This is a genomic window from Nonomuraea sp. NPDC004580 (genome assembly GCF_040609855.1).
GTDB classification, from domain to species: Bacteria; Actinomycetota; Actinomycetes; order Streptosporangiales; family Streptosporangiaceae; genus Nonomuraea; species Nonomuraea salmonea.
In genome coordinates this window covers 59,347-78,008 of record NZ_JBEXLH010000013.1, presented here as the reverse complement: position 1 = coordinate 78,008, position 18,662 = coordinate 59,347, and the positions used below count along the sequence as shown (strand labels likewise).

The 18,662-nt window shown below is 70.9% G+C and carries 19 protein-coding genes; 12 read left to right on the top strand and 7 right to left on the bottom strand.

Annotated features, from left to right (window positions below):
* Positions 1–10: 10 nt before the first annotated feature.
* Positions 11–2,545 (top strand): DNA polymerase III subunit gamma and tau, encoded by a 2,535-nt coding sequence (locus ABZW11_RS16400; protein ID WP_355417452.1) that lies wholly within the window; start codon positions 11–13, stop codon positions 2,543–2,545.
* A 224-nt stretch (positions 2,546–2,769) separates the two neighbouring features.
* On the opposite strand, the gene ABZW11_RS16395 is transcribed toward ABZW11_RS16400, so the two are convergent.
* The gene (locus ABZW11_RS16395; RefSeq protein WP_355417449.1) at positions 2,770–4,206 is read right to left on the bottom strand and encodes a GAF domain-containing protein; all 1,437 of its coding nucleotides are present in this window, start codon (positions 4,204–4,206) and stop codon (positions 2,770–2,772) included.
* Between the two features lie 423 nt (positions 4,207–4,629).
* Between ABZW11_RS16395 and ABZW11_RS16390 the strand changes: the two genes are divergently transcribed.
* The 5 genes from ABZW11_RS16390 (at position 4,630) to ABZW11_RS16370 (ending at position 8,525) form a co-directional block, all read left to right on the top strand.
* The gene (locus ABZW11_RS16390) at positions 4,630–4,980 is read left to right on the top strand and encodes a YbaB/EbfC family nucleoid-associated protein (protein WP_185069492.1); all 351 of its coding nucleotides are present in this window, start codon (positions 4,630–4,632) and stop codon (positions 4,978–4,980) included.
* A 2-nt stretch (positions 4,981–4,982) separates the two neighbouring features.
* Complete coding sequence (gene recR, locus ABZW11_RS16385; protein ID WP_355417446.1) at positions 4,983–5,582, top strand: recombination mediator RecR; 600 nt, start codon at positions 4,983–4,985, stop codon at positions 5,580–5,582.
* Positions 5,575–6,105, top strand: coding sequence for a DUF5063 domain-containing protein (locus ABZW11_RS16380; protein ID WP_355417443.1), 531 nt, complete (start codon positions 5,575–5,577; stop codon positions 6,103–6,105). The genes recR and ABZW11_RS16380 overlap by 8 nt, the downstream gene beginning before the upstream one ends.
* Positions 6,106–6,189: 84 nt before the next feature.
* Positions 6,190–7,464: an aspartate kinase gene (locus ABZW11_RS16375; RefSeq protein WP_355417440.1), complete on the top strand. Its 1,275-nt coding sequence runs from the start codon at positions 6,190–6,192 to the stop codon at positions 7,462–7,464.
* The gene (locus ABZW11_RS16370; protein WP_355417437.1) at positions 7,461–8,525 is read left to right on the top strand and encodes an aspartate-semialdehyde dehydrogenase; all 1,065 of its coding nucleotides are present in this window, start codon (positions 7,461–7,463) and stop codon (positions 8,523–8,525) included. The genes ABZW11_RS16375 and ABZW11_RS16370 overlap by 4 nt, the downstream gene beginning before the upstream one ends.
* 78 nt (positions 8,526–8,603) lie before the next feature.
* On the opposite strand, the gene ABZW11_RS16365 is transcribed toward ABZW11_RS16370, so the two are convergent.
* Positions 8,604–9,533, bottom strand: coding sequence for a hypothetical protein (locus ABZW11_RS16365; RefSeq protein ID WP_355417434.1), 930 nt, complete (start codon positions 9,531–9,533; stop codon positions 8,604–8,606).
* Positions 9,534–9,707: 174 nt separating this feature from the next.
* On the opposite strand from ABZW11_RS16365, the gene ABZW11_RS16360 reads away from it, so the two are divergent.
* The 3 genes from ABZW11_RS16360 to ABZW11_RS16350 all read left to right on the top strand — a co-directional run bounded on the left by ABZW11_RS16360 (position 9,708) and on the right by ABZW11_RS16350 (position 12,013).
* The gene (locus ABZW11_RS16360) at positions 9,708–10,376 is read left to right on the top strand and encodes a TetR family transcriptional regulator (RefSeq protein ID WP_355417431.1); all 669 of its coding nucleotides are present in this window, start codon (positions 9,708–9,710) and stop codon (positions 10,374–10,376) included.
* A 57-nt stretch (positions 10,377–10,433) separates the two neighbouring features.
* Positions 10,434–11,390: an LLM class F420-dependent oxidoreductase gene (locus ABZW11_RS16355; RefSeq protein WP_355417428.1), complete on the top strand. Its 957-nt coding sequence runs from the start codon at positions 10,434–10,436 to the stop codon at positions 11,388–11,390.
* Positions 11,391–11,665: 275 nt separating this feature from the next.
* Positions 11,666–12,013 (top strand): YkvA family protein, encoded by a 348-nt coding sequence (locus ABZW11_RS16350; RefSeq protein WP_355417425.1) that lies wholly within the window; start codon positions 11,666–11,668, stop codon positions 12,011–12,013.
* Here the strand turns inward: ABZW11_RS16350 and ABZW11_RS16345 are convergent.
* The 4 genes from ABZW11_RS16345 to ABZW11_RS16330 all read right to left on the bottom strand — a co-directional run bounded on the left by ABZW11_RS16345 (position 12,010) and on the right by ABZW11_RS16330 (position 15,426).
* Positions 12,010–13,206: an amidohydrolase family protein gene (locus tag ABZW11_RS16345; protein WP_355417422.1), complete on the bottom strand. Its 1,197-nt coding sequence runs from the start codon at positions 13,204–13,206 to the stop codon at positions 12,010–12,012. The genes ABZW11_RS16350 and ABZW11_RS16345 overlap by 4 nt on opposite strands.
* A 159-nt stretch (positions 13,207–13,365) precedes the next feature.
* Entirely contained in the window at positions 13,366–14,109 is a 744-nt protein-coding gene (locus ABZW11_RS16340) for a tyrosine-protein phosphatase (protein WP_355417419.1), read from the bottom strand.
* 10 nt (positions 14,110–14,119) lie between these two features.
* Entirely contained in the window at positions 14,120–14,926 is an 807-nt protein-coding gene (locus ABZW11_RS16335; RefSeq protein WP_355417416.1) for an SURF1 family protein, read from the bottom strand.
* Positions 14,927–14,964: 38 nt separating this feature from the next.
* Positions 14,965–15,426: a helix-turn-helix domain-containing protein gene (locus ABZW11_RS16330; RefSeq protein ID WP_355417413.1), complete on the bottom strand. Its 462-nt coding sequence runs from the start codon at positions 15,424–15,426 to the stop codon at positions 14,965–14,967.
* Positions 15,427–15,502: 76 nt separating this feature from the next.
* Here ABZW11_RS16330 and ABZW11_RS16325 point away from each other — a divergent pair, with 76 nt between their 5' ends.
* Together ABZW11_RS16325 and ABZW11_RS16320 are read left to right on the top strand one after the other, a co-directional pair.
* The gene (locus tag ABZW11_RS16325) at positions 15,503–16,012 is read left to right on the top strand and encodes a GNAT family N-acetyltransferase (protein WP_355417410.1); all 510 of its coding nucleotides are present in this window, start codon (positions 15,503–15,505) and stop codon (positions 16,010–16,012) included.
* A gap of 4 nt (positions 16,013–16,016) precedes the next feature.
* Positions 16,017–16,610, top strand: a complete 594-nt coding sequence (locus ABZW11_RS16320) for a TetR/AcrR family transcriptional regulator (protein ID WP_355417407.1) — start codon at positions 16,017–16,019, stop codon at positions 16,608–16,610.
* 85 nt (positions 16,611–16,695) lie between these two features.
* On the opposite strand, the gene ABZW11_RS16315 is transcribed toward ABZW11_RS16320, so the two are convergent.
* On the bottom strand, positions 16,696–16,998 hold the full coding sequence (locus ABZW11_RS16315; protein WP_355417404.1) for a hypothetical protein: 303 nt from the start codon (positions 16,996–16,998) through the stop codon (positions 16,696–16,698).
* 156 nt (positions 16,999–17,154) lie between these two features.
* Here ABZW11_RS16315 and ABZW11_RS16310 point away from each other — a divergent pair, with 156 nt between their 5' ends.
* Positions 17,155–18,558, top strand: coding sequence for a class I SAM-dependent methyltransferase (locus tag ABZW11_RS16310; protein ID WP_355417401.1), 1,404 nt, complete (start codon positions 17,155–17,157; stop codon positions 18,556–18,558).
* Positions 18,559–18,662 lie beyond the last annotated feature (104 nt).

Here is an 18,662-nt window from a genome sequence, read left to right as displayed (position 1 = left end):
GGATGGTCGCATGAGCCTTGCGCTTTACCGCAAGTACCGACCCGGGACCTTCGCCGAGGTCAAGGGTCAGGAACACGTCACTGACCCGCTGCGGCAGGCGTTGCGTACGGGCCGCATCAACCACGCTTTCCTCTTCAGCGGCCCCCGAGGGTGTGGCAAGACCTCCAGCGCGCGCATCCTGGCGCGTTCGCTCAACTGCGAGCAGGGCCCGACGCCCGACCCCTGCGGCGCGTGCGAGTCGTGCGTCGCGCTCGCCCCCACCGGCCCTGGCCACCTCGACGTCATCGAGATCGACGCCGCCTCGCACGGTGGCGTCGACGACGCGCGCGACCTGCGTGAGCGGGCCTTCTTCGCCCCCGTGTCCGCGCGCTACAAGATCTACATCATCGACGAGGCGCACATGGTGACCCGCGAGGGTTTCAACGCGCTGCTCAAGCTCGTCGAGGAGCCTCCGCCGCACCTGAAGTTCATCTTCGCGACGACGGAGCCGGAAAAGGTCATCGGCACCATCAAGTCGCGCACACACCACTATCCGTTCAGGCTCATGCCGCCCGCGACGCTGCGGGGGCTGCTGGAGGAGATCCTCACCTCCGAGAACGTGCCCTTCGAGCCCACCGCGCTGCCCCTCGTCGTACGCGCGGGCGCCGGCTCGGCCCGTGACTCCCTGTCGATCCTCGATCAGCTGCTCGCCGGGGCCGACGACGACGGCATCACCTACGCCAAGGCCGTCTCCCTGCTCGGCTACACCGACGGCGACCTGCTCGACGAGGTCGTCGACGCGTTCGCGGCCCGTGACGGCGGGCGGGTCTTCCACACGGTCAACCGGGTCATCGAGGGCGGCCACGACCCCCGCCGCTTCGCCTCCGACCTGCTCGAACGCTTCCGCGACCTGGTGATCCTGGCGAACGTCCCCGAGGCGGCCACCAGCGGGCTGCTCGACCGGCCGGCCGACGAGCTCGAACGCCTGGTCCAGCAGGCGTCCTCCATGGGCCCCGCCGAGCTGACCCGCGCGGCCGAGGTCTTCAACGCGGGCCTCACCGAGATGCGCGGCGCCACCTCGCCGCGGCTGCTGCTGGAGCTGATGTGCGCGCGCGTGCTGCTGCCCGGAGCCGAGCAGGGCGAAGGGGCGTTGCTCGCGCGGATCGAGCGGCTCGAACGCGGTGGCGCCGTGGCCCAGATGGCGGCCCGCGCCGCGGCAGCCCCGGCCGTCCCCGCTCCTGCCTCCGCGGCCGTGGCTCACGCTCCCGCGGCGACCGCGACGGCTCCTGCCCCCTCCGCCACGCCTGGCTCCTCCGCTGCCGGTGCGCCTGGCTCCTCCGCCGCGCACGGTCCCGCCGCTGCCGGTGCGCAGGGTCCGGGGGCGGGTGCGCGGGCTCAGGTGGCCGGACCCGGCGGGTCGGACGGAGACGCGAAGGGGGCCGGGCAGGCTTCCGGTGACGACTGGCCCGAGGCGGTTCGTCCCGGGGCCGGTGCGGCGTCCGCAGAGACCGCTCCATCGAGCGCCGCCGCCAGTGCGGCTCCTTCCGGCGGTACGCCTCCGGCCGCGGCCCCGAGCGGCGGCGGAGCCGGTGGCCTCCAGTCGCAGTGGCCCGCCGTGCTGGCCGCGCTCAAGCAGCGCAGCATCGTCGTCTGGGCCAACGTGAGCACCAACGCCCAGGTGGTCGGCGTGGAGGGCAACCTCGTCACGCTCGGCTTCACCCAGGTCGGCGCGATGAAGAACTTCACCGGCGGCGGCAAGGACGCGGTGGTGGCCGCCGCGCTGGGCGACGTGCTCGGCGGCACGTGGCGGGTCGAGGCGGTGGTCGGGGGCTCCCCGATACCGCAGGCGTCCCGTGGCCCCGCCCGTCCCCCTGCGCAAGGGGCTCCTCATGGCGCGCCCGGTGGTCAGGCGAACGGTCCTCGTGGCGCGCCCGGCGGTCAGGCGAACGGTGCTCAGGGTGGTCACGGGCCCTCCGGCGGGCACGGTCCGAACGTCCAGAGCGCGCAGGGGTCCGCCGGTTCGCCGGGGGCCTCGGACGCCGCTCAGGGCGGCGGGCAGGGCGCGCCGGGGCCTCAGGGACGTACGGCCTCACACGGGTCCTCCGACGACGGCGGCGGGCAAGACGGCGACCAGCCTCCGGCCGGCCCACCAGCGGCGGCGCGCGCGACCACCGACGAATCCTGGCCCGACGCCCCCGACGACGACCCTGGCCCCGGCTCCCCACCCGGGCCTGACCTGACGCAGACCGTCCCCGCCGGGCAGCGCGTCTCCAGCGGTCCCGGCAGCGGCCTCGCCGCCGCCCGATCGGCCGCCAAGGCCGCGGCCGCGGCCGGCCCCCGCGCCCCGGGCGCCAGGGGCGGCGCGCCCCCCTCGACGTCCCCGTCGAAGTCCGCGTCGACGTCCGCGTGGCCGAGCGCGATTCCCGGCCGCGACACCAAGGCCACCGACTCCGACGACGTCGACCCGCTCAACGACGCCGACGCCGACACGGTCGCCCTCTCAGGCATGGCCCTGCTCGAACGCGAACTAGGCGCCAAGGTCATCGGCGAGATCAACCACCCCTGACCCTTCCTTCGCCAGGCGCTTCGACAGGCGTCATGAGATGAGGATGACTCTCCGGGCCGTAGCGGGCGGCCGAGCCGGCAGGCGACTCCCGCGCAGGACGGGCGCGGTGCGTGGTGCCCCAGATGGGGGCGGCCCAGGCAGCAGGCGGCTGCCGCGAAGAAGGCGGTTCCGGGGCCGGAGGCGGGTCGGCTGAGCGGCGGTCGGCGGGTGCGGGGTGGGCGGGGTCAGGAGAGCAGGCGGGAGCGGGCGGCGGCGCTGCGGGGGTCGGTCGGGGGGAGGGCGGCGAGGCGTTCCAAGACCTCGTAGTCGTCGCGGCCGTTGCAGGTCTGTGCGTACGTCCACAAGTCCTCGGGCGTCCCGTGCCGCAGGAGGCAGGCGCGGACCTGGGCTTCGAGTTCGTCGCGTTCGCGGCGGATCTCCGGTGACTCCGAGCGGGGCAGCAGCGGGCCGGGGTAGGAGCGGGCGAGGCCGGCGGGGTCGCCCGCGGGCAGCAGGCGGCGCAGCGCGAGGAAGTCGGCCTCGACAGGGCAGGTCAGCCGGTACGGCTTCGCCGCGATGGCGTCGCCGAGCTGGGCGCGGAGCCGGTGGATCTCGGCCCGGATGGTGACGGGGTTGCCGTCGTCGCCGTAGAGGTGGAAGGAGAGCTGCTCGGCGGTCAGGCCGTGGGGGTGCAGGGCGAGGAGCGTCAGGATCTCGGCGTGCCGCAGCGACAGGGGGCGGTCGCGGTCGCCGTAGGCGGCGGAGGGCGGGCGTTCGCCGAGGAAGGACAGCGTGAGCAGGGGCGGGGCGGTGGGCGGGGCGGACCGCAGGAGATAGCCGTCGGAGAAGGGCTCCAGCAGGGCGACGCTGCCGTCCCTGAGGATCATGCGCCGCCCGGCGAAGTGGGCGCGCTCATCGAGGTGGACGCGCTCGCCGAGGTCACCTGCCGGGTCGCCGGAGATGACGCGGCCGGTGGCCGACAGCAGGACTCCGGGCCTGCCGCGCAGCGACTCGTAGCGCCGGCGCAGGCGTTCGTCGCGCTCGTGCATGCGCAGCGCGAGCTGCGTCTCGGCGAGCTTGGCCGTGGTGGCGACGAGGGCGACCGTGGCGGGGTGGAGGCTGCGGGAGGTGCCGCTGACGTCGACGCAGCCGATGACCCGGCCGGAGTCGGGGTCGGTGATGGGGGCGGCGCTGCAGGACCAGACGTGCAGCACCCGCATGAGGTGCTCTTCGGAGAAGACGTGGACGGGCCGCCCGGTGGCGAGCGCGGTGCCGATGCCGTTGGTGCCGACGCGCTGCTCGCTCCACTGGTGACCGTCGGCCAGGCCGATGCCGTCGGCGCGCGACAGCGTGGTGTGGTTACCCTCGCGCCACAACACGCGCCCGTCACCGTCGGTGACGATCATGACGTGGCCGCTGGCGTCGGCGAGCCCGGCCAGGGTCTGGGCGAGCAGCGGGAGCAGCGGGCGCAGCGGGTGGTCGTCGCGCAGGTCCCTGATGTGGGAGGGGTCGATGACGAGCGGCGCGCTCGTGCCTTCGAGATCGATGCCGGCGTCGAGCGAGCGGAGCCAGGATGCCTTGATCAGTCGGCGGGGCGCGTGCGGCCGGCTCTGGCCGGCGGCGACGGCTTCGTAGGCCCCGCGCAGCAGGCGGGAGTACGCGTCGAGATGGGGGTAACTCATCGGTCACTCCAAGTAGTCAAGTAGAGCATCCGTCTTATGAGCCATAAGCGCAAGTCGTTCGGGGGATTGCGGAGGGTGATTGAATGAACGCAACGTGTGTGCAACGTTGCCCCCGCTAGCTTTCTTGAACGCGTCGGCGTGGTGCGGCCGCTCCGCCGACGTGGTGGCCGGGTCTCGGACGCTGGAGGGGGGCCGAGATCCGGCCAGAACACGCCGACACACGGCAGAACATGGTCATGAGGGCCTGGTCAGGACGGCGGCTCCGCACCGGAAAAGCCCGCCATGAGGGGCATCGACGAGCGCAATTCGCATCTCGTACGGGGAAAAGGCCACGAAACAAGGGGACACCCCAGTACATGACGCCGCCCAAACACCGTAGGCTCGTGGCAGTCAAGAACGCGGAGCCACGAGGAGCGCACGACGGTGAACCCAGGGGATGTCAACCTGCAGCAGCTGCTGGAGCAGGCCCAGCTCATGCAGCAGCAGCTCGTGAGCGCCCAGCAGGAGCTCAACGACGCGCAGATCGAGGGCTCAGCCGGCGGCGGCCTGGTCACGGCCGTCGTCAACGGCTCGGGCGAGCTGCTGGAGCTCAAGATCGACCCGAGTGTGATCGACGCGGGCGACGCGCAGGACACCGCCGACACGATCGCCGACCTGGTGATCGCGGCCGTCCGCGACGCCGTACGCGCGGCCGCCGACCTGCAGCAGGAAAAGCTCGGCCCGCTCGCGCAGGGGCTGGGTGGCGGCGGCCTCGGACAGTTGCCAGGGTTCTAGGCATGTACGAAGGGGTCGTCCAGAACCTGATCGACGAGCTGGGGCTGCTGCCCGGCGTCGGTCCCAAGAGCGCGCAGCGGATCGCGTTCCACCTGCTGGCGGCCGATCCAGCCGACGTCAAGCGGCTGGCGCACGCGCTGCTGGAGGTCAAGGACAAGGTGCGCTTCTGCCGCGTGTGCGGCAACGTGGCCTCCGAGGAGGAGTGCCGCATCTGCCGCGACGCCCGCCGCGACACCCACGTCATCTGCGTCGTCGAGGAGCCGAAGGACGTCGTGGCGATCGAGAGGACGCGCGAGTTCCGCGGCACCTACCACGTGCTGGGCGGCGCCATCAGCCCCATCGACGGGGTCGGCCCCGACGACCTGCGCATCCGTGAGCTCATGACGCGCCTGGCCGACGGCCGGGTCACCGAGCTCATCCTCGCCACCGACCCCAACCTCGAGGGCGAGGCGACGGCTACCTACCTCGCCCGTCTGGTCAAGCCGATGGGCGTCAAAGTGACACGACTGGCCAGCGGTCTGCCTGTGGGCGGTGATCTCGAGTACGCCGACGAGGTCACCTTGGGCCGCGCGTTCGAAGGACGGAGGCTGCTGGATGTCTGACCAGTGGAGTGCTCTGGCGGAAGAGATCGCCGGGCACGCGCAGAACTACGTGGACGGTCTGACCAGGATGGCGGGCGGCGAGGGCGGCGACGCCATCTGGTCGATCCTGCTGGTGGAGGTCGCCCAGGTGAGCCTCGCGGGCGCCAAGCTGGGCGCGAACCGCGACGTGATCCTGTCGGGCAACTACGAGCCGCCGATGAGCGAGGACCCCGACATCGACGGGGTGCGCACGGCGCTGGCCGAGCGGCTGGAGGCGGTCGACGACTACGTCGAGGTGTTCGACCCGTACAAGGACACGGCCGTCACGCCGTACCGGCTCTCCGACGACCTGACCGCGGTCGCCGCCGACCTCATCCACGGGCTGCGCCACTATCACGCGGGCCGGCCGCACGAGGCGCTGTGGTGGTGGCAATACTCCTACTTCAACACGTGGGGCAACCACGCGGGCGCCGCGATGCGCGCCCTGCAGGCCCTCGCGGCGCACTCCCGCCTCGACGTGGCGGAGGAAACGACCTCGGTCTGAGTATCCACATACTGGTACGACCCATCAGCCGCACGAGACGCCCCGGATAGACTGGCAGCTCACAGTCCAAACCGGGAGACTCTCGTGGCGCTCGTTGTGCAAAAGTACGGTGGTTCGTCCGTCGCCGACGCGTCCTGCATCAAGCGGGTCGCGCAGCGGATCGTCGCGACGAAAAAAGCCGGCAACGACGTGGTCGTGATCGTCTCCGCAATGGGCGACACGACGGACGAGCTGCTCGACCTGGCCGAGCAGGTGTCGCCGCTGCCTCCGGCACGCGAGCTCGACATGCTGCTGACCTCGGGCGAGCGCATCTCGATGGCGCTGCTGGCGATGGCGATCGCCAACCTCGGCCACGAGGCCCGCTCGTTCACCGGCTCGCAGGCGGGCGTGATCACCGACTCCACGCACGGCAAGGCGCGCATCATCGACGTGACGCCGAGCCGCATCAAGGAGGCGATCGACCAGGGTCACATCGCGATCGTGGCCGGGTTCCAGGGCGTCTCGCAGGACACCAAAGACATCACCACGCTCGGCAGGGGCGGCTCCGACACCACGGCGGTCGCCCTGGCGGCGGCGCTCGAGGCCGACGTCTGCGAGATCTACACCGACGTCGACGGCATCTTCACCGCCGATCCGCGCATCGTGCCCGCGGCGCGCCAGATTCCGCGGATCTCGTACGACGAGATGATGGAGATGGCGGCCTGCGGCGCGAAGATCCTGCACCTGCGGTGCGTCGAATACGCGCGCCGCTTCGCCCTGCCGATCCACGTACGCAGCTCGTTCAGCACCAAGGAAGGCACGTGGGTCGTAGCCGACCCTTACACCGAAGGAACCGAGATGGAGCAGCCGATCATCTCCGGCGTGGCGCACGACCGGAGCGAGGCCAAGATCACTGTTGTCGGGGTGCCCGACAAGGTCGGCGAGGCTGCGACGATCTTCAAAACGCTGGCCGACGCCGAGATCAACATTGACATGATCGTGCAGAACGTCTCGGCCGCGGCCACGGGTCGCACCGACATCTCCTTCACGCTCCCCACGGCCGACAGCCAGACGGCGCTGGGCTCGCTGAAGAAGATCCAGCCCCAGATCGGTTTCGAGTCGCTGCTGTTCGACGACCAGATCGGGAAGGTGTCGCTGATCGGCGCGGGCATGCGCTCGCACCCCGGCGTCACCGCGACGTTCTTCGCGGCCCTCGCCGACGCGGGGGTCAACATCGAGATGATCTCCACCTCGGAGATCCGCATCTCTGTTGTGGTCGGGCAGGACGGTGTCGACGCGGCCGTGGCGGCCGCCCACCGCGCCTTCGACCTCGACGCCGACCAGGTCGAAGCCGTGGTGTACGGAGGTTCAGGACGATGAGCAAGAGGCCCAATCTGGCCCTGATCGGCGCGACCGGCGCCGTGGGCACCGTCATGCGCGAGATCGTGTCGACGCGCGAGGACATCTGGGGCGAGATCCGTCTCGTCGCCTCGGCTCGTTCCGCGGGCAAGGTGCTGTCCGTACGCGGCGAGGACGTCGTGGTGCAGGCGCTGGCGCCCGAGGTGTTCGACGGCATCGACATCGCCATCTTCGACGTCCCCGACGAGGTGTCGGCCGTGTGGGTGCCGATCGCGGCCGAGCGCGGCGCGATCGCCATCGACAAGTCGGGCACGTTCCGCATGGAGCCCGACGTTCCGCTGGTGGTGCCCGAGGTCAACCCGCTCGACGCGCGTGAGCGGCCGCGGGGCATCATCTCGACCCCCAACTGCACGACGCTGTCGATGATGGCGGCCATGGGGGCGCTGCACGCCGAGTTCACGCTCAAGGAGCTGGTCGTCGCCTCCTACCAGGCGGTGTCCGGGGCAGGCGTGGCGGGTTCCGCGCGGCTCTACGACGAGATCGAGGCGCTGGCCGGTGACCGCACGCTCGGGCAGAGCGCGGGCGACGTCCGCAAGGCGCTGGTCGACAAGCTGCCGGCCGACTCGCCGTTCCCCGCGCCCATCGCGTTCAACGTGGTGCCGTGGGCGGGCTCCGACAAGGGTGACGGCTGGGCCTCTGAAGAGCTCAAGCTCCGCAACGAGTCCCGCAAGATCCTCGGCATCCCCGACCTGAAGGTCTCCGCGACCTGCGTGCGCGTGCCGGTCGTCACCACCCACTCGCTGGCCGTGCACGCGCGCTTCGAGCGCGAGATCACGGTCGCCGATGCGCACCGCGTGCTTGAGGCGGCGCCGACGGTGGTGCTGATGGACGACCCGGCCAACGGTGTCTGGCCGACGCCCGTCGACGTGGTGGGCACCGACCCGACCTACGTCGGTCGCGTCCGTCAGGCGATCGACTTCCCCAACACGCTCGACCTGTTCGTCTGCGGTGACAACCTGCGCAAGGGCGCGGCGCTCAACGCGGCGGAGATCGCCGAGCTGGTGGCGGCCGAGTTCCGGTAAGCCGATCTTCGAGGTGGCGCCGTACGTCTTCGTGCGGCGTCACTTTCCTTTCCGGCGGCTGCGTGAGCCGCGGCCCTGTCACCGGAAGAGGATGTCCCAGTGGTCGCCCTCGTCGGCGAAGACCTTGCCTGAGCCCTTGTAGAGCCGGGCTCCGTCGCTGCGTACTCCGGCCTTGTCGTAGTGCTTGTGGATGTGCCGGTCGATGCAGGCGTTGTGGGCGATGTCCAGCTTGTAGCCGTTGCCGTGGCTGTAGTGGCCGGGCGCGTGGCCGTGTTCGGTGCCGCCGGTCACCAGGATCGGGCAGCCGCTCCTGTGCTTCAGCCGGATGATCTCGGTGATCGTGCCGGTCCGTACGCGCTCCAGCGACGTGCAGTGATGCAGGTGCTTGCTGGTGCAGCGGCCGGTGGACTTCGTCTTCAGCCCGGCGTGCCTGAGCCAGTGGGCGGCGGTCGTGTGGGACATCGTCACCGCGGCCGTCCTGGGCAGGACCCGGGTCAGATCGACCTGAGCGTGCCGCTGCGCGGCGTGTGCCCGCATACGGGGCATCATGGCGGTCCTGGTGTGGACGCGCTGCTTGTGCGCCTTCCTGGCCCCTGGCAGCGCCTTGGGGCGTGCCTTGGGCTTGACCGGCTGCGCCCTGGTCTCCGCGACGCGGGTCTCGACCACCTCGACGGCGGCCGGCCTGGCCGGCTCCACGAGGTCGGACGCCTCTTCCCACGCGGGTTCCTGGGCGTCGTCGCTCTCGTCCCACGACGGCCACTCGCTCACCGCGCCGAGCCGCGCACGGGCCTCGTTCAGCCGCTGGTGAGCCCAGGCGATGCGCGGCCCGATCTCGTACGCGTCGGAGAAGACCGCGCTCAGCACGGCCGGGCTGTGCTCCCAGCCGCCGGGCCCGTGCAGGCCGCTCGGAGCCGGCACCTTTTCGGGGTAGGTGGCGGCGGCGGCAGCGGTGGCCAGCGCGATTATGGTGATCTGAATGCCGAGGAGCGCGACTATCAGGAGCCGCACTGTTCCACGTATCCACATGTCGATGCCTTTTCGCGGAAATAGCCCTTCCGCCTGAAACGACAATCCCACCATTCACTGGAGATAACTCGCACCGCGAGCGCAACTTTGCCTTGTGGCGGTGATCACCGTGCGGCTCCATGACCTAACCGTGTTCGACGACGTAAAGTGACGAACGTGTCCGAAGCCCGAAACAGAGGAGCGGAGAGCACTCGAGAGGTCATCGTCGAGACGGCCTTGCGACTGTTCAGGGAGCGCGGCTTCGACGCGACCACCATGCGGGCCATCGCGGCCGAGGCCGGTGTGTCCGTGGGCAACGCTTACTACTACTTCGACAGCAAGGAGGCGTTGATCCAGGCCTATTACGACCGGGCTCAGGCCGAGCACGAAGCCGCGTGCAGGGAGTTCCTCGCCAAGGAGGAGTCGTTCGCGGCCAGGTTGAGCGGGGTGCTGCGGGAGTGGGTGCGGGTCTCCGAGCCCTACCACGAGTTCGCCGTGAAGTTCTTCAAGCACGCGGCCGAGCCGACCAATCCGCTCAGCCCGTTCAGCAAGCAGTCCTCGCCCGCGCGTGAGGCGTCGATCGCCATCTACCGGGAGGTCGTCGAAGGCTCGCGCGACCGGATGAACGCCGAGCTGCGCGAGGAGCTGCCCGAGCTGCTGTGGCTGCTGTCGATGGGCATGGTGCTGTTCTGGGTGCACGACACCTCGGAGGGGTGCGCGCGGACGTACCGGCTGATCGAGGTGACGGTGCCGCTGGTGGACCGGCTGGTCGGGCTGTCGCACCTGCCGGGGTTGCGGGGCATCACGAAGGACTTCATCGCGGCGGTGCACGAGCTGCGGGCCTAGGGCGACATACCGAGCGGTTGGTATGGTCCTCCTGATGTGGCATCTGGGAGGCCGTGTATGACGCAGAACTGGGGCATGACGATCCCCTTCTACGATCGCTCGCTGTCCAAGGCGCAGGACCTCATAGCCGAGCTGCCCGCGCTCGGCTACACCGACGTGTGGTCCGCCGAGGTCAACGGCACCGACGGGTTCGTGCCGCTGGCGCTGGCCGCGCAGTGGGCGCCGCAGGCGCGGCTGGGCAGCGCGATCGTGCCCGTCTCGACGCGCGGCCCCGGGCTGCTCGCGATGTCGGCCGCGACGCTGGCCGACCTCGCGCCAGGCCGGTTCGTGCTGGGCATCGGGGCGTCGTCACCGGCGATCGTCGAGCGGTGGAACGCGGGCACGTTCGCCAAGCCGTACGCGCGCACCCGCGACACCCTGCGCTTCCTGAAGCGGGCGCTGGCGGGGGAGAAGGTCTCGGAGGCGTACGAGACGTTCGAGGTCAAGGGCTTCAAGCTGGAACGCGCGCCCAAGACGCCACCGAAGATCGTGCTGGCCGCGCTGCGGCCGCGGATGCTGCGGCTGGCCGCCGAGGAGGCCGACGGCGCGATCACGAACTGGCTCGCGCCCGCTGACGTCCAGAAGGTCCGCGCCGAGATCGGCCCTGACACCGAGCTGATCGCCCGCCTGTTCGTCTGCGTGGACGAGGACACCGAGCGGGTCCGCGAGACCGCCAGGTGGATGCTCGCGAGCTACCTCACCGTCCCGGTCTACGCGGCCTTCCACGACTGGCTGGGCCGCGGCGAGGTGCTGCGCCCGATGCACGAGGCGTGGGCCGCGGGCGACCGGCAGGCCGCGCTCAAGGCCATCCCCGACGAGGTGGTGGACGACCTGATCGTGCACGGCGACGCGGCCACCTGCCGGGCCCGCATCAAGGAGTACGTCGCCAACGGCCTCGACACCCCGGTGCTCGCGCCGCTGCCCGGCGCGACGCCCATCGACCAGGCGGTCCGAGAGCTGGCACCGGAGGCGTAGGCGATGCGGTACGACCTGCCGCTGGTGCCGTCCGTGACGGCGGCGCGACCGGCCAGCCGGCCGTCCCGCTGCCCCTGCACAGGACGGCGGCCGGGCTGCCGGTGGGCGTGCAACTCGTGGCCGCCGCGGGCCGCGAGGACCTCCTCGTACGGGTGGCCGCCCAGATCGAGCGGGCCGGCCCGTTCGAGCACCCCTGCCTGCCCTGATCTGAGGACAGGAACCCCTGGCCTTTCCGACGCGTTATGTCGTGAGAGACCGGGGGTAGGGGGTTGCACATGATGGCGAAGGCAGCACGGGCGGCGGCGGCGTGGAAGACCTACCGCGAGGTGACCAGGCCCGGGTCGCCGCCGCTGATGACCAGGGTCAGGGCGATCCCGCGGATGCTGGGCGCGGTCATGCGCGGCCAGTACGCGGGCATGGGCAAGGGCAAGCTGGCCCTGATGGGGCTGGGCGTGGTCTACCTGATCTCGCCGATCGACGTCATCCCCGACTTCCTCATGCTGATCGGGGTGGCCGACGACTTCGGCGTGTTCCTGTGGCTGATGGCCTCGCTGCTCGGCGAGAGCGGCCGGTACGTCCAGCAGGAACGCGAGGTCATCCAGGGCCGGCTCGACGAGGTCTAGATCTCCTCCATCCGCAACCAGGCCCGCGACGGCAGCGGGTGGCCGAACAGGCGGGCGGCGTTGCCGTAGGCGACCCTGGCGATGTCGGCCGGTGGGAGCGTTCCGAGGTTGCGGGCCACCGACTTCTGCGTGTCGGGCCAGGTCGAGTCGGAGTGGGGATAACCGCTCTCCTGCAGCACGTGGTCGAGGCCGACCGCGAGCCGCACGCCCGACAGCGCGTGGTCGTCGAGGGTGCCGAAGAAGAAGTTGCGGCGCAGCACCTCGCTGGGCTTGAGCCCGCCCTCCCACGACGCCTCGCCGGCCACCGGGTGGTCGAGGGCGTAGTCGGCGCGCTCGGCCAGCATCGGCAGCCAGCCCACGCCGCCCTCGACGATGAGGATGCGCAGCGCGGGGAAGCGCAGCGGCAGCCCTGACCAGAGCCAGTCGGCGCAGGCGAACATGGCGCTCGTCGGCATGAGCGTGGTGATGGCCTCGATGGGCGTGTCCGGCGACGGCACGGGTGACCAGGAGGAGTCGCCGGCGTGCAGGCAGACGACGGTGCCGGTCTCCTCGCACGCGGCGAAGAACGGGTCCCAGTGGCCCGAGTGGATCGACGGCAGCCTCAGCCTGGTCGGGAACTCGGGGAAGACGACCGCCTTGAAGCCCCTGGCCGCGTTGGCCCTGATCTCCTTGGCCGCCACGTCGGGGTCGGGCAGCCAGGGCAGTTGCAGGCCGATGATGCGCTCGGGGTAGGTGCCGGCCCAGACGTCGATGTGCCAGTCGTTCCACGCCCGCACGAGGGCGAGGCCGAGCTCCTGGTCGCGGGTCCTCGCGAACGGCATGCCGGCCTGCCCGGCCAGCATGCCGGGGAAGCAGAGCGCGGCCCAGATGCCGGCGACGTCCATGTCCTGGATGCGGGCCTCGATGTCGTGGCAGCCCGGACGCATGTTCTCGAACCTGACGGGATCGAGCGTCCGCTGCTCGCGTGGCAGGCCCGCGCCGACGTCGATGCCGGCGCACGGATAGGTCGCGCCGCCGTAGCGCCAGACCTGGTGACCGGCCTCCGTCTCCACGACCTTGGGCGCGACCTCGGCGTATTTCTCCGGCAGGCGCCCTTCGAACAGGTCGGGCGGCTCGATCAGGTGATCGTCGGCGGAAATGATCACATAGTCGCGCCGCCTGGGGTCAGGATCGGGGAGCAGCGGCGTAGTCACGCACGTAACCGTACGACGGCGGCATAACGTCGAACAAGCTGCGACGTATCCGTTGGGTCTCTGCGCGAGGATGTTGACCCGGGACCGCCGGGAGGGGGATGGCTGGCGATCCCGGGATGAACGGGCCCGGCTCGCTCAGCAAGCAGGCCCTGCGCTCCACTACCCAGCGCCGTTCGTCTCAGTCAGCAAATGTGCGCGGAGTTCCGCGACCGCGTCGGGGGAAAGGTGGAGCACCTGAGTGACATACCTCTCGATGCTGCCGTGACGAGCCGTGAGGTCGGTGAGGAAGAGCCGCATGGTCTCGGCGGGGGCCAGCCCGAACCCCGGCCAGAGCGGCGTGTCAGGGTGGCGTCTGCGCCAGTCGGCGATGAAGCGCTCGGTGGCGAGGCCGGTGAGCGCGTAGTCCGCCACGATGTCGTCCTCGTCCACGCCCACCAGCGACAGCACGAGCGCGGTGAGCACGCCCGTACGGTCCTTTCCCGCCGCGCAGTGCACGACCACGGGCGCGTTGTCCGCCGCCGCGACGGTCTCCAGGGCGGTCCTGAGGTTGGCGACGCCGTCGTCGGTGATCTCCAGGTAGCGGTCGGCGAGGTAGCGGGCGATGCTCACCTCCTCGTTGTACGGAGCGAGCTCCCAGCGCCGGCCCTCGATGGGCAGGTTCTGGTAGTGCGGGCAGTCGCTTTCCGGCACGCGCCCGGCCTTCTCGACCTCGAAGGGGTGGCGCAGATCGATGACGCTGCGCACGCCCAGCGCCCGGTAGACGGCGAGGTCGTCGCCGGCCAGCCAGCCCAGGGAGTCGGCGCGGTAGAGCCGCTGCCAGCGGACGGTACGCCCGCCTTGGGCGGCATATCCACCTACGTCGCGGAAGTTGCATAGGTTGGTGAACTCAATGTGGCGGATCACCCTCCACACCCTAATTGGCGGCGCTCTTCTCCTCCGAGGTCGCCTCCTCCTCGGAGGCCGATGCCGATGACGCCCGGCGCTCGGCCGCCTCGCGCCGGATGAGCAGCAGCCAGCCGCCGATCGCGATGCCGATGAACAACCACCACTGCACGCCGTAGGCCAGGTTGAGCCCGCCTCCAGAGCCGACGTCGGGCGCGGGCACGGGCGCCGGCGCGGTGGCGGCCGCGGGCTGCTGCTCGGTCAGCTCGACGTAGCCGTCCACCAGCGTGTACGGCAGCCCCTTGCCGATGGCGCCGGCGTTGATGAGCAGCACCTGGCCGGGCGGCAGCCCGGCACGGTCGCGCACGCCGCTGTTCTCCTCCGTCTCGCTGGGCCGCAGCCGGCCGGTCACCGTCACCTGCCCGGTGGGCGGGGCGGGCACGTCGGGCGGGGTGTCGGCGGTGGCGCCCGCGGGCACCCAGCCCCGGTTCACGAGCACACCGGTGCCCGGGCCGGTGACGAGCGGGGTCAGCACGTAGTAGCCGTTGCGGCCCTCCTGGGGGCGGCGGCGTACGACGAGGGCGTGGGCGGTGTCGTACGTGCCCGCCACCGTCACCTTTCTGAACCGGTCGTCCTCCTTGACCGGTCGTCCCGGCGCGGCGAGCCGGTCGAGCGGCACGGGCGGCGCCTCGATGTTGGCGGTCACCCGCTCGCTGTTGGCCGAGCGCTCTTCGAACCGGCCGAACTGCCACCGCCCGAGCAGCACGAAAGCGGGGATGACCAGCAGCACCACGACGTGGAGCACGAGCCATCGAGGCGTCAGCAGGAACCGGTACACGCCTTCAAGACTAGGCACCGGCACCGGTGGTGCCGAACTCAGGCACGGGTGAGGTGGGCGCCCTCGCCGGGGACGGGGGTGACCTCGCGCGGCCCGGCGACCTCGTGGCCGTCGGCGCAGCGGAAGCGCAGCTCGATGGGGGCGCCGCAGTCGCGGTGGGTGAGCAGCACCGGAGGGCCTTCGTCGCCTGCGAGGTATTTGTCGCCCCAGTGCATGAGGGCGACCAGCAGGGGATAGAGGTCGCGGCCCTTGTCGGTGAGGCGGTATTCGTCACGCTGCCGCTGGCCAGGCTCGCGGTAGGGCACCTTGCGCAGCAGGCCCTCGTCGACCAGCCGGGACAGGCGGGCGCTGAGCACCTGGCGGGGGGCGCCGGTGCCGGCCTGCATGTCGGCGAACCTGCGTACGCCGCTGAACGCCTCGCGCAGCACCAGGAAGGTCCATTTCTCCCCGACGATCTCCAGGGTGCGCTCGATCGAGCAATTGTCCACTGGGAAATCCATGCGATAAGGCATGTTCATTTTTGCATTATACCTGAGTTCGATTGACAGACTCAGGTTTCCCGGGCAGGCTGAGTCCATGCAACGAACTCAGGTGCGGACGGTGACCCCTGACGACGAGGAGCGGATGCGGCGTTTCCTCGCCGGGCTGTCGCTGCACACGCAGACGCTGCGCTTCTTCACCGGGGTCTCCGCGACGTCCGCCGCGCTCGTGCGTACGCTGCTGGCCGTGGACGAGCAGCGTGAGGCGCTCGTCGCGACCGACGGCGACGGCGAGATCGTCGCCCACGCCATGAGCTTCCAGGGCGGCGGGTGCGCCGACGTGGAGATCGCGGTCGTGGTCGCCGACGCCTGGCAGGGTCAGGGGCTCGGGCCGCGGCTGGTCGACGCGCTGCTGTTCGGCGCCGCGCTGCGCGGCGCGCGTACCGTGGGCATGGACGTCATGGGCGAGAACCGCCGCGTGCTGAGGCTCGTCCGCCGCCTCTGGCCGGACGCGAGAATGCGGGTCGAATCCGGTACGGTCGAAGTGACCGCTATGATCGATCAGCTGGCCTATTTGCGGAACAAGGTTCTGGTGCCACACCATTGACAGTGTGAAGAGTGTCAAGAACGGACGCGACGGCCGCACCAGGATCATCGAGGGCGCCCTCCGCCGTTTCAGCCAGGACGGCGTCTCGGCCACCACCCTGGCCAGCCTCCGTGAGGAAAGCGGCGTCAGCGTCGGCAGTTTCTACCACCACTTCGCCAGCAAAGAGCACGTCTTCGGCGTGCTGTACGGCGAGATCCTCGAGGCCTACCAGGCGGCGTTCCTCGCCGAGCTGGTCCGTCATGACGACGCCAGGGCCGGCATCGAGGCCATCGTGGCCTTCCACATGCGCTGGGCCGGCGAGCACCCCGAGCGGGCCAGGCTGCTGATCAGCGAGCGCCCGCCGCGCAAGCACGAGCCGGGCGGCGCCGAGGTGGCCGAGGCGCGGCGCGGGTTCTTCAAGCAGGTCTCCGACTGGTGGCGGCCGCACATGAAGAACGGCCTGCTGCAGCCCGTGCACCCCACCATGTGCTACGTGCTGTGGCTGGGGCCCGCCCAGGAGATGTGCCGGCTGTGGTTCGCGGGCGCGCACACGCCGACCGAGGACGAGATCAAGGCGCTGGGCGAGGCCGCCTGGCAGAGCCTGCGCCAGCCCGCCTGACCGTACGTTCGCGCTGGTCAGAGCTGGCCGAGACACTGGTGGAGGACATCGCGCGGCTGTTGCGCGGCGAGGACCAGGTGCCCGCCTAGACGCGCTGCCGCAGCCTGGTTGGAACGTGCCAGATCGACCGGTCGAGCGAGATGTCCAGCCGCAGTTCGCCGCGCTGCCTGCGCAGCCCCGGCACGCGTACGCGGTCGAGCACGTCGAACCTGCCGCGGCTCGGATAGCCGAAGCCCAGCTCGCCCGGCAGCACCCGCAGGTCGTCGCGGTTGCCGCAGCACGGGCAGGTCCACGAGACGAGGTCCATGCCGCGGTTGTAGTCGGAGCAGGCTTCGAAGTACTCGTCGGGCCGAAACTTGGAGTCACAAGCCAAGCAGGGGATGAGCATGGTCCTGCTCCTGGGGGGTGGTGACGTGACGTGCATCTCCAGAGATATCGCGCATCCCTTGTCCGCCGCTTGCAGAACGGTTGGGAGTTTAAGTAACAGTATGAACACTGTCGGTGCCGGATCAAGCGGGCATGTCCGCGGTGAAAGGATGGTCAGGTGGAACGACTGCGCCATCACCTCCTCGACACCGGCTACACGATCGACGGCGTCCGCGAGCGCCTGGGTGCCACGGCCGCCTCGGCCCTCGCGCGCGAGGAGCTGACACCGGCCCTGCGCGCCACCGCCGGCGGAGACCCGCTGGGCACGCTGATCAGGCTGTGGTGGCTGGGCGTGCCCGTGCCGGCCAAGGCCGTCGCGCCCGAGGTGCTGGAGTCGGGGCTGGTCGCGGCCGACGGCGACCAGATCACCGCGACCGTGCACCTGCAGCCGTGGGAGACCGGCGGCTACGTCGTCTCCGACAGGAAAGTACGTCCAGGCGACCCCGCGCTGCGGCCCGACCACGTGGTGGGGGCAGGAGGCGCTTCGGCCAACCTGGCCCAGCTCGTCACCCGCCGCCCGGTCGGCAGCGCGCTCGACCTCGGCACCGGCTGCGGCGTGCAGGTGCTGCACCTCGCCGGGCGGGCAGAGCGCGTCACCGCCACCGACGTCAACCCGCGCGCGCTGGAGCTGGCCCGGCTGAGCTGGGAGTTGTCGGGGGTTTCCGGGGTCGATGGGCGGGTGGGGTCGATGTACGAGCCGGTCGAGGGTGAGCGGTTCGACCTGGTGGTGAGCAACCCGCCGTTCGTGATCGCGCCCGAGCGGGAGGGGCGGCTGACCTACCGGGAGTCGGGGGCGTCCGGTGACGACTTCTGCCGCGAGCTCGTCCGGCGCACTCCCGCCTGCCTCAACCCCGGCGGGCAGGCCCACTTCCTGGCCAACTGGCTGCACGTCGAGGGCGAGGACTGGCACGACCGGGTGGGCGGCTGGCTGCGCGAGACCGGGTGCGACGCCTGGGTGGTGCAGCGCGACGTCCAAGACCCGGCCGAATACGTCGAGCTGTGGCTGCGCGACGCCGCCGAGCAGGGCAGCGCCGCCTACGCCGAGCACTACGACCGGTGGCTGGCCTGGTTCGAGGAGCGCAGGGTCGAGGGCGTCGGGTTCGGCTGGATCACGATGCGCAACTCCGGCACGCTCGACCCCGTCGTCCGCGTCGAGCACCTGGCCCACCAGGTCGCGCTCCCGGTCGGCGACTACGTCGACGGCGTGGTCGACGCCATCGCGGCGGCGCACCGGGCGCAGGGCCTGGAGTCGGCACTGCTGCGGACCGCCGACGGCCTGCTCGACGAGCGCATCGGCCTGCCGGGCGCCGAGGACCCGATGCGCATCGTGCTGCGCCAGACGCAGGGCCTGCGCCGCAGCAGGGAGGTCGGCACGGTGGAGGCCGCGCTGGCCGGCGTCTGCGACGGCCAGCTGGCGCTCGGCCCGCTGCTCAACGTCATCGCCGAGCTGGTCGGAAACGGTGAGGTCACCGACGCCGACGCGCTGCGCCCGCTCATCGCCGAGGGCTACTTCCTGCTTTGATTCGCTGTTGATCGGACGTTGACACCGGGGGTGGAGTCTCTGGGACAGGACACGGACCTGGGGGGTTCGAGGGCCGTGTCAGGTCCGGCCGGTCGTCTTGTGTG

What these genes read in the sequence shown, in the direction of transcription:
- ABZW11_RS16400 (WP_355417452.1), top strand. Translation starts at nt 11, where the DNA reads ATGAGCCTTGCGCTTTACCGCAAGTACCGACCCGGGACCTTCGCCGAG.
- ABZW11_RS16395 (WP_355417449.1), bottom strand. Translation starts at nt 4,206, where the DNA reads ATGAGTTACCCCCATCTCGACGCGTACTCCCGCCTGCTGCGCGGGGCC.
- recR (WP_355417446.1), top strand. Translation starts at nt 4,983, where the DNA reads ATGTACGAAGGGGTCGTCCAGAACCTGATCGACGAGCTGGGGCTGCTG.
- ABZW11_RS16380 (WP_355417443.1), top strand. Translation starts at nt 5,575, where the DNA reads ATGTCTGACCAGTGGAGTGCTCTGGCGGAAGAGATCGCCGGGCACGCG.
- ABZW11_RS16370 (WP_355417437.1), top strand. Translation starts at nt 7,461, where the DNA reads ATGAGCAAGAGGCCCAATCTGGCCCTGATCGGCGCGACCGGCGCCGTG.
- ABZW11_RS16355 (WP_355417428.1), top strand. Translation starts at nt 10,434, where the DNA reads ATGACGCAGAACTGGGGCATGACGATCCCCTTCTACGATCGCTCGCTG.
- ABZW11_RS16350 (WP_355417425.1), top strand. Translation starts at nt 11,666, where the DNA reads ATGATGGCGAAGGCAGCACGGGCGGCGGCGGCGTGGAAGACCTACCGC.
- ABZW11_RS16330 (WP_355417413.1), bottom strand. Translation starts at nt 15,426, where the DNA reads ATGGATTTCCCAGTGGACAATTGCTCGATCGAGCGCACCCTGGAGATC.
- ABZW11_RS16325 (WP_355417410.1), top strand. Translation starts at nt 15,503, where the DNA reads ATGCAACGAACTCAGGTGCGGACGGTGACCCCTGACGACGAGGAGCGG.
- ABZW11_RS16315 (WP_355417404.1), bottom strand. Translation starts at nt 16,998, where the DNA reads ATGCTCATCCCCTGCTTGGCTTGTGACTCCAAGTTTCGGCCCGACGAG.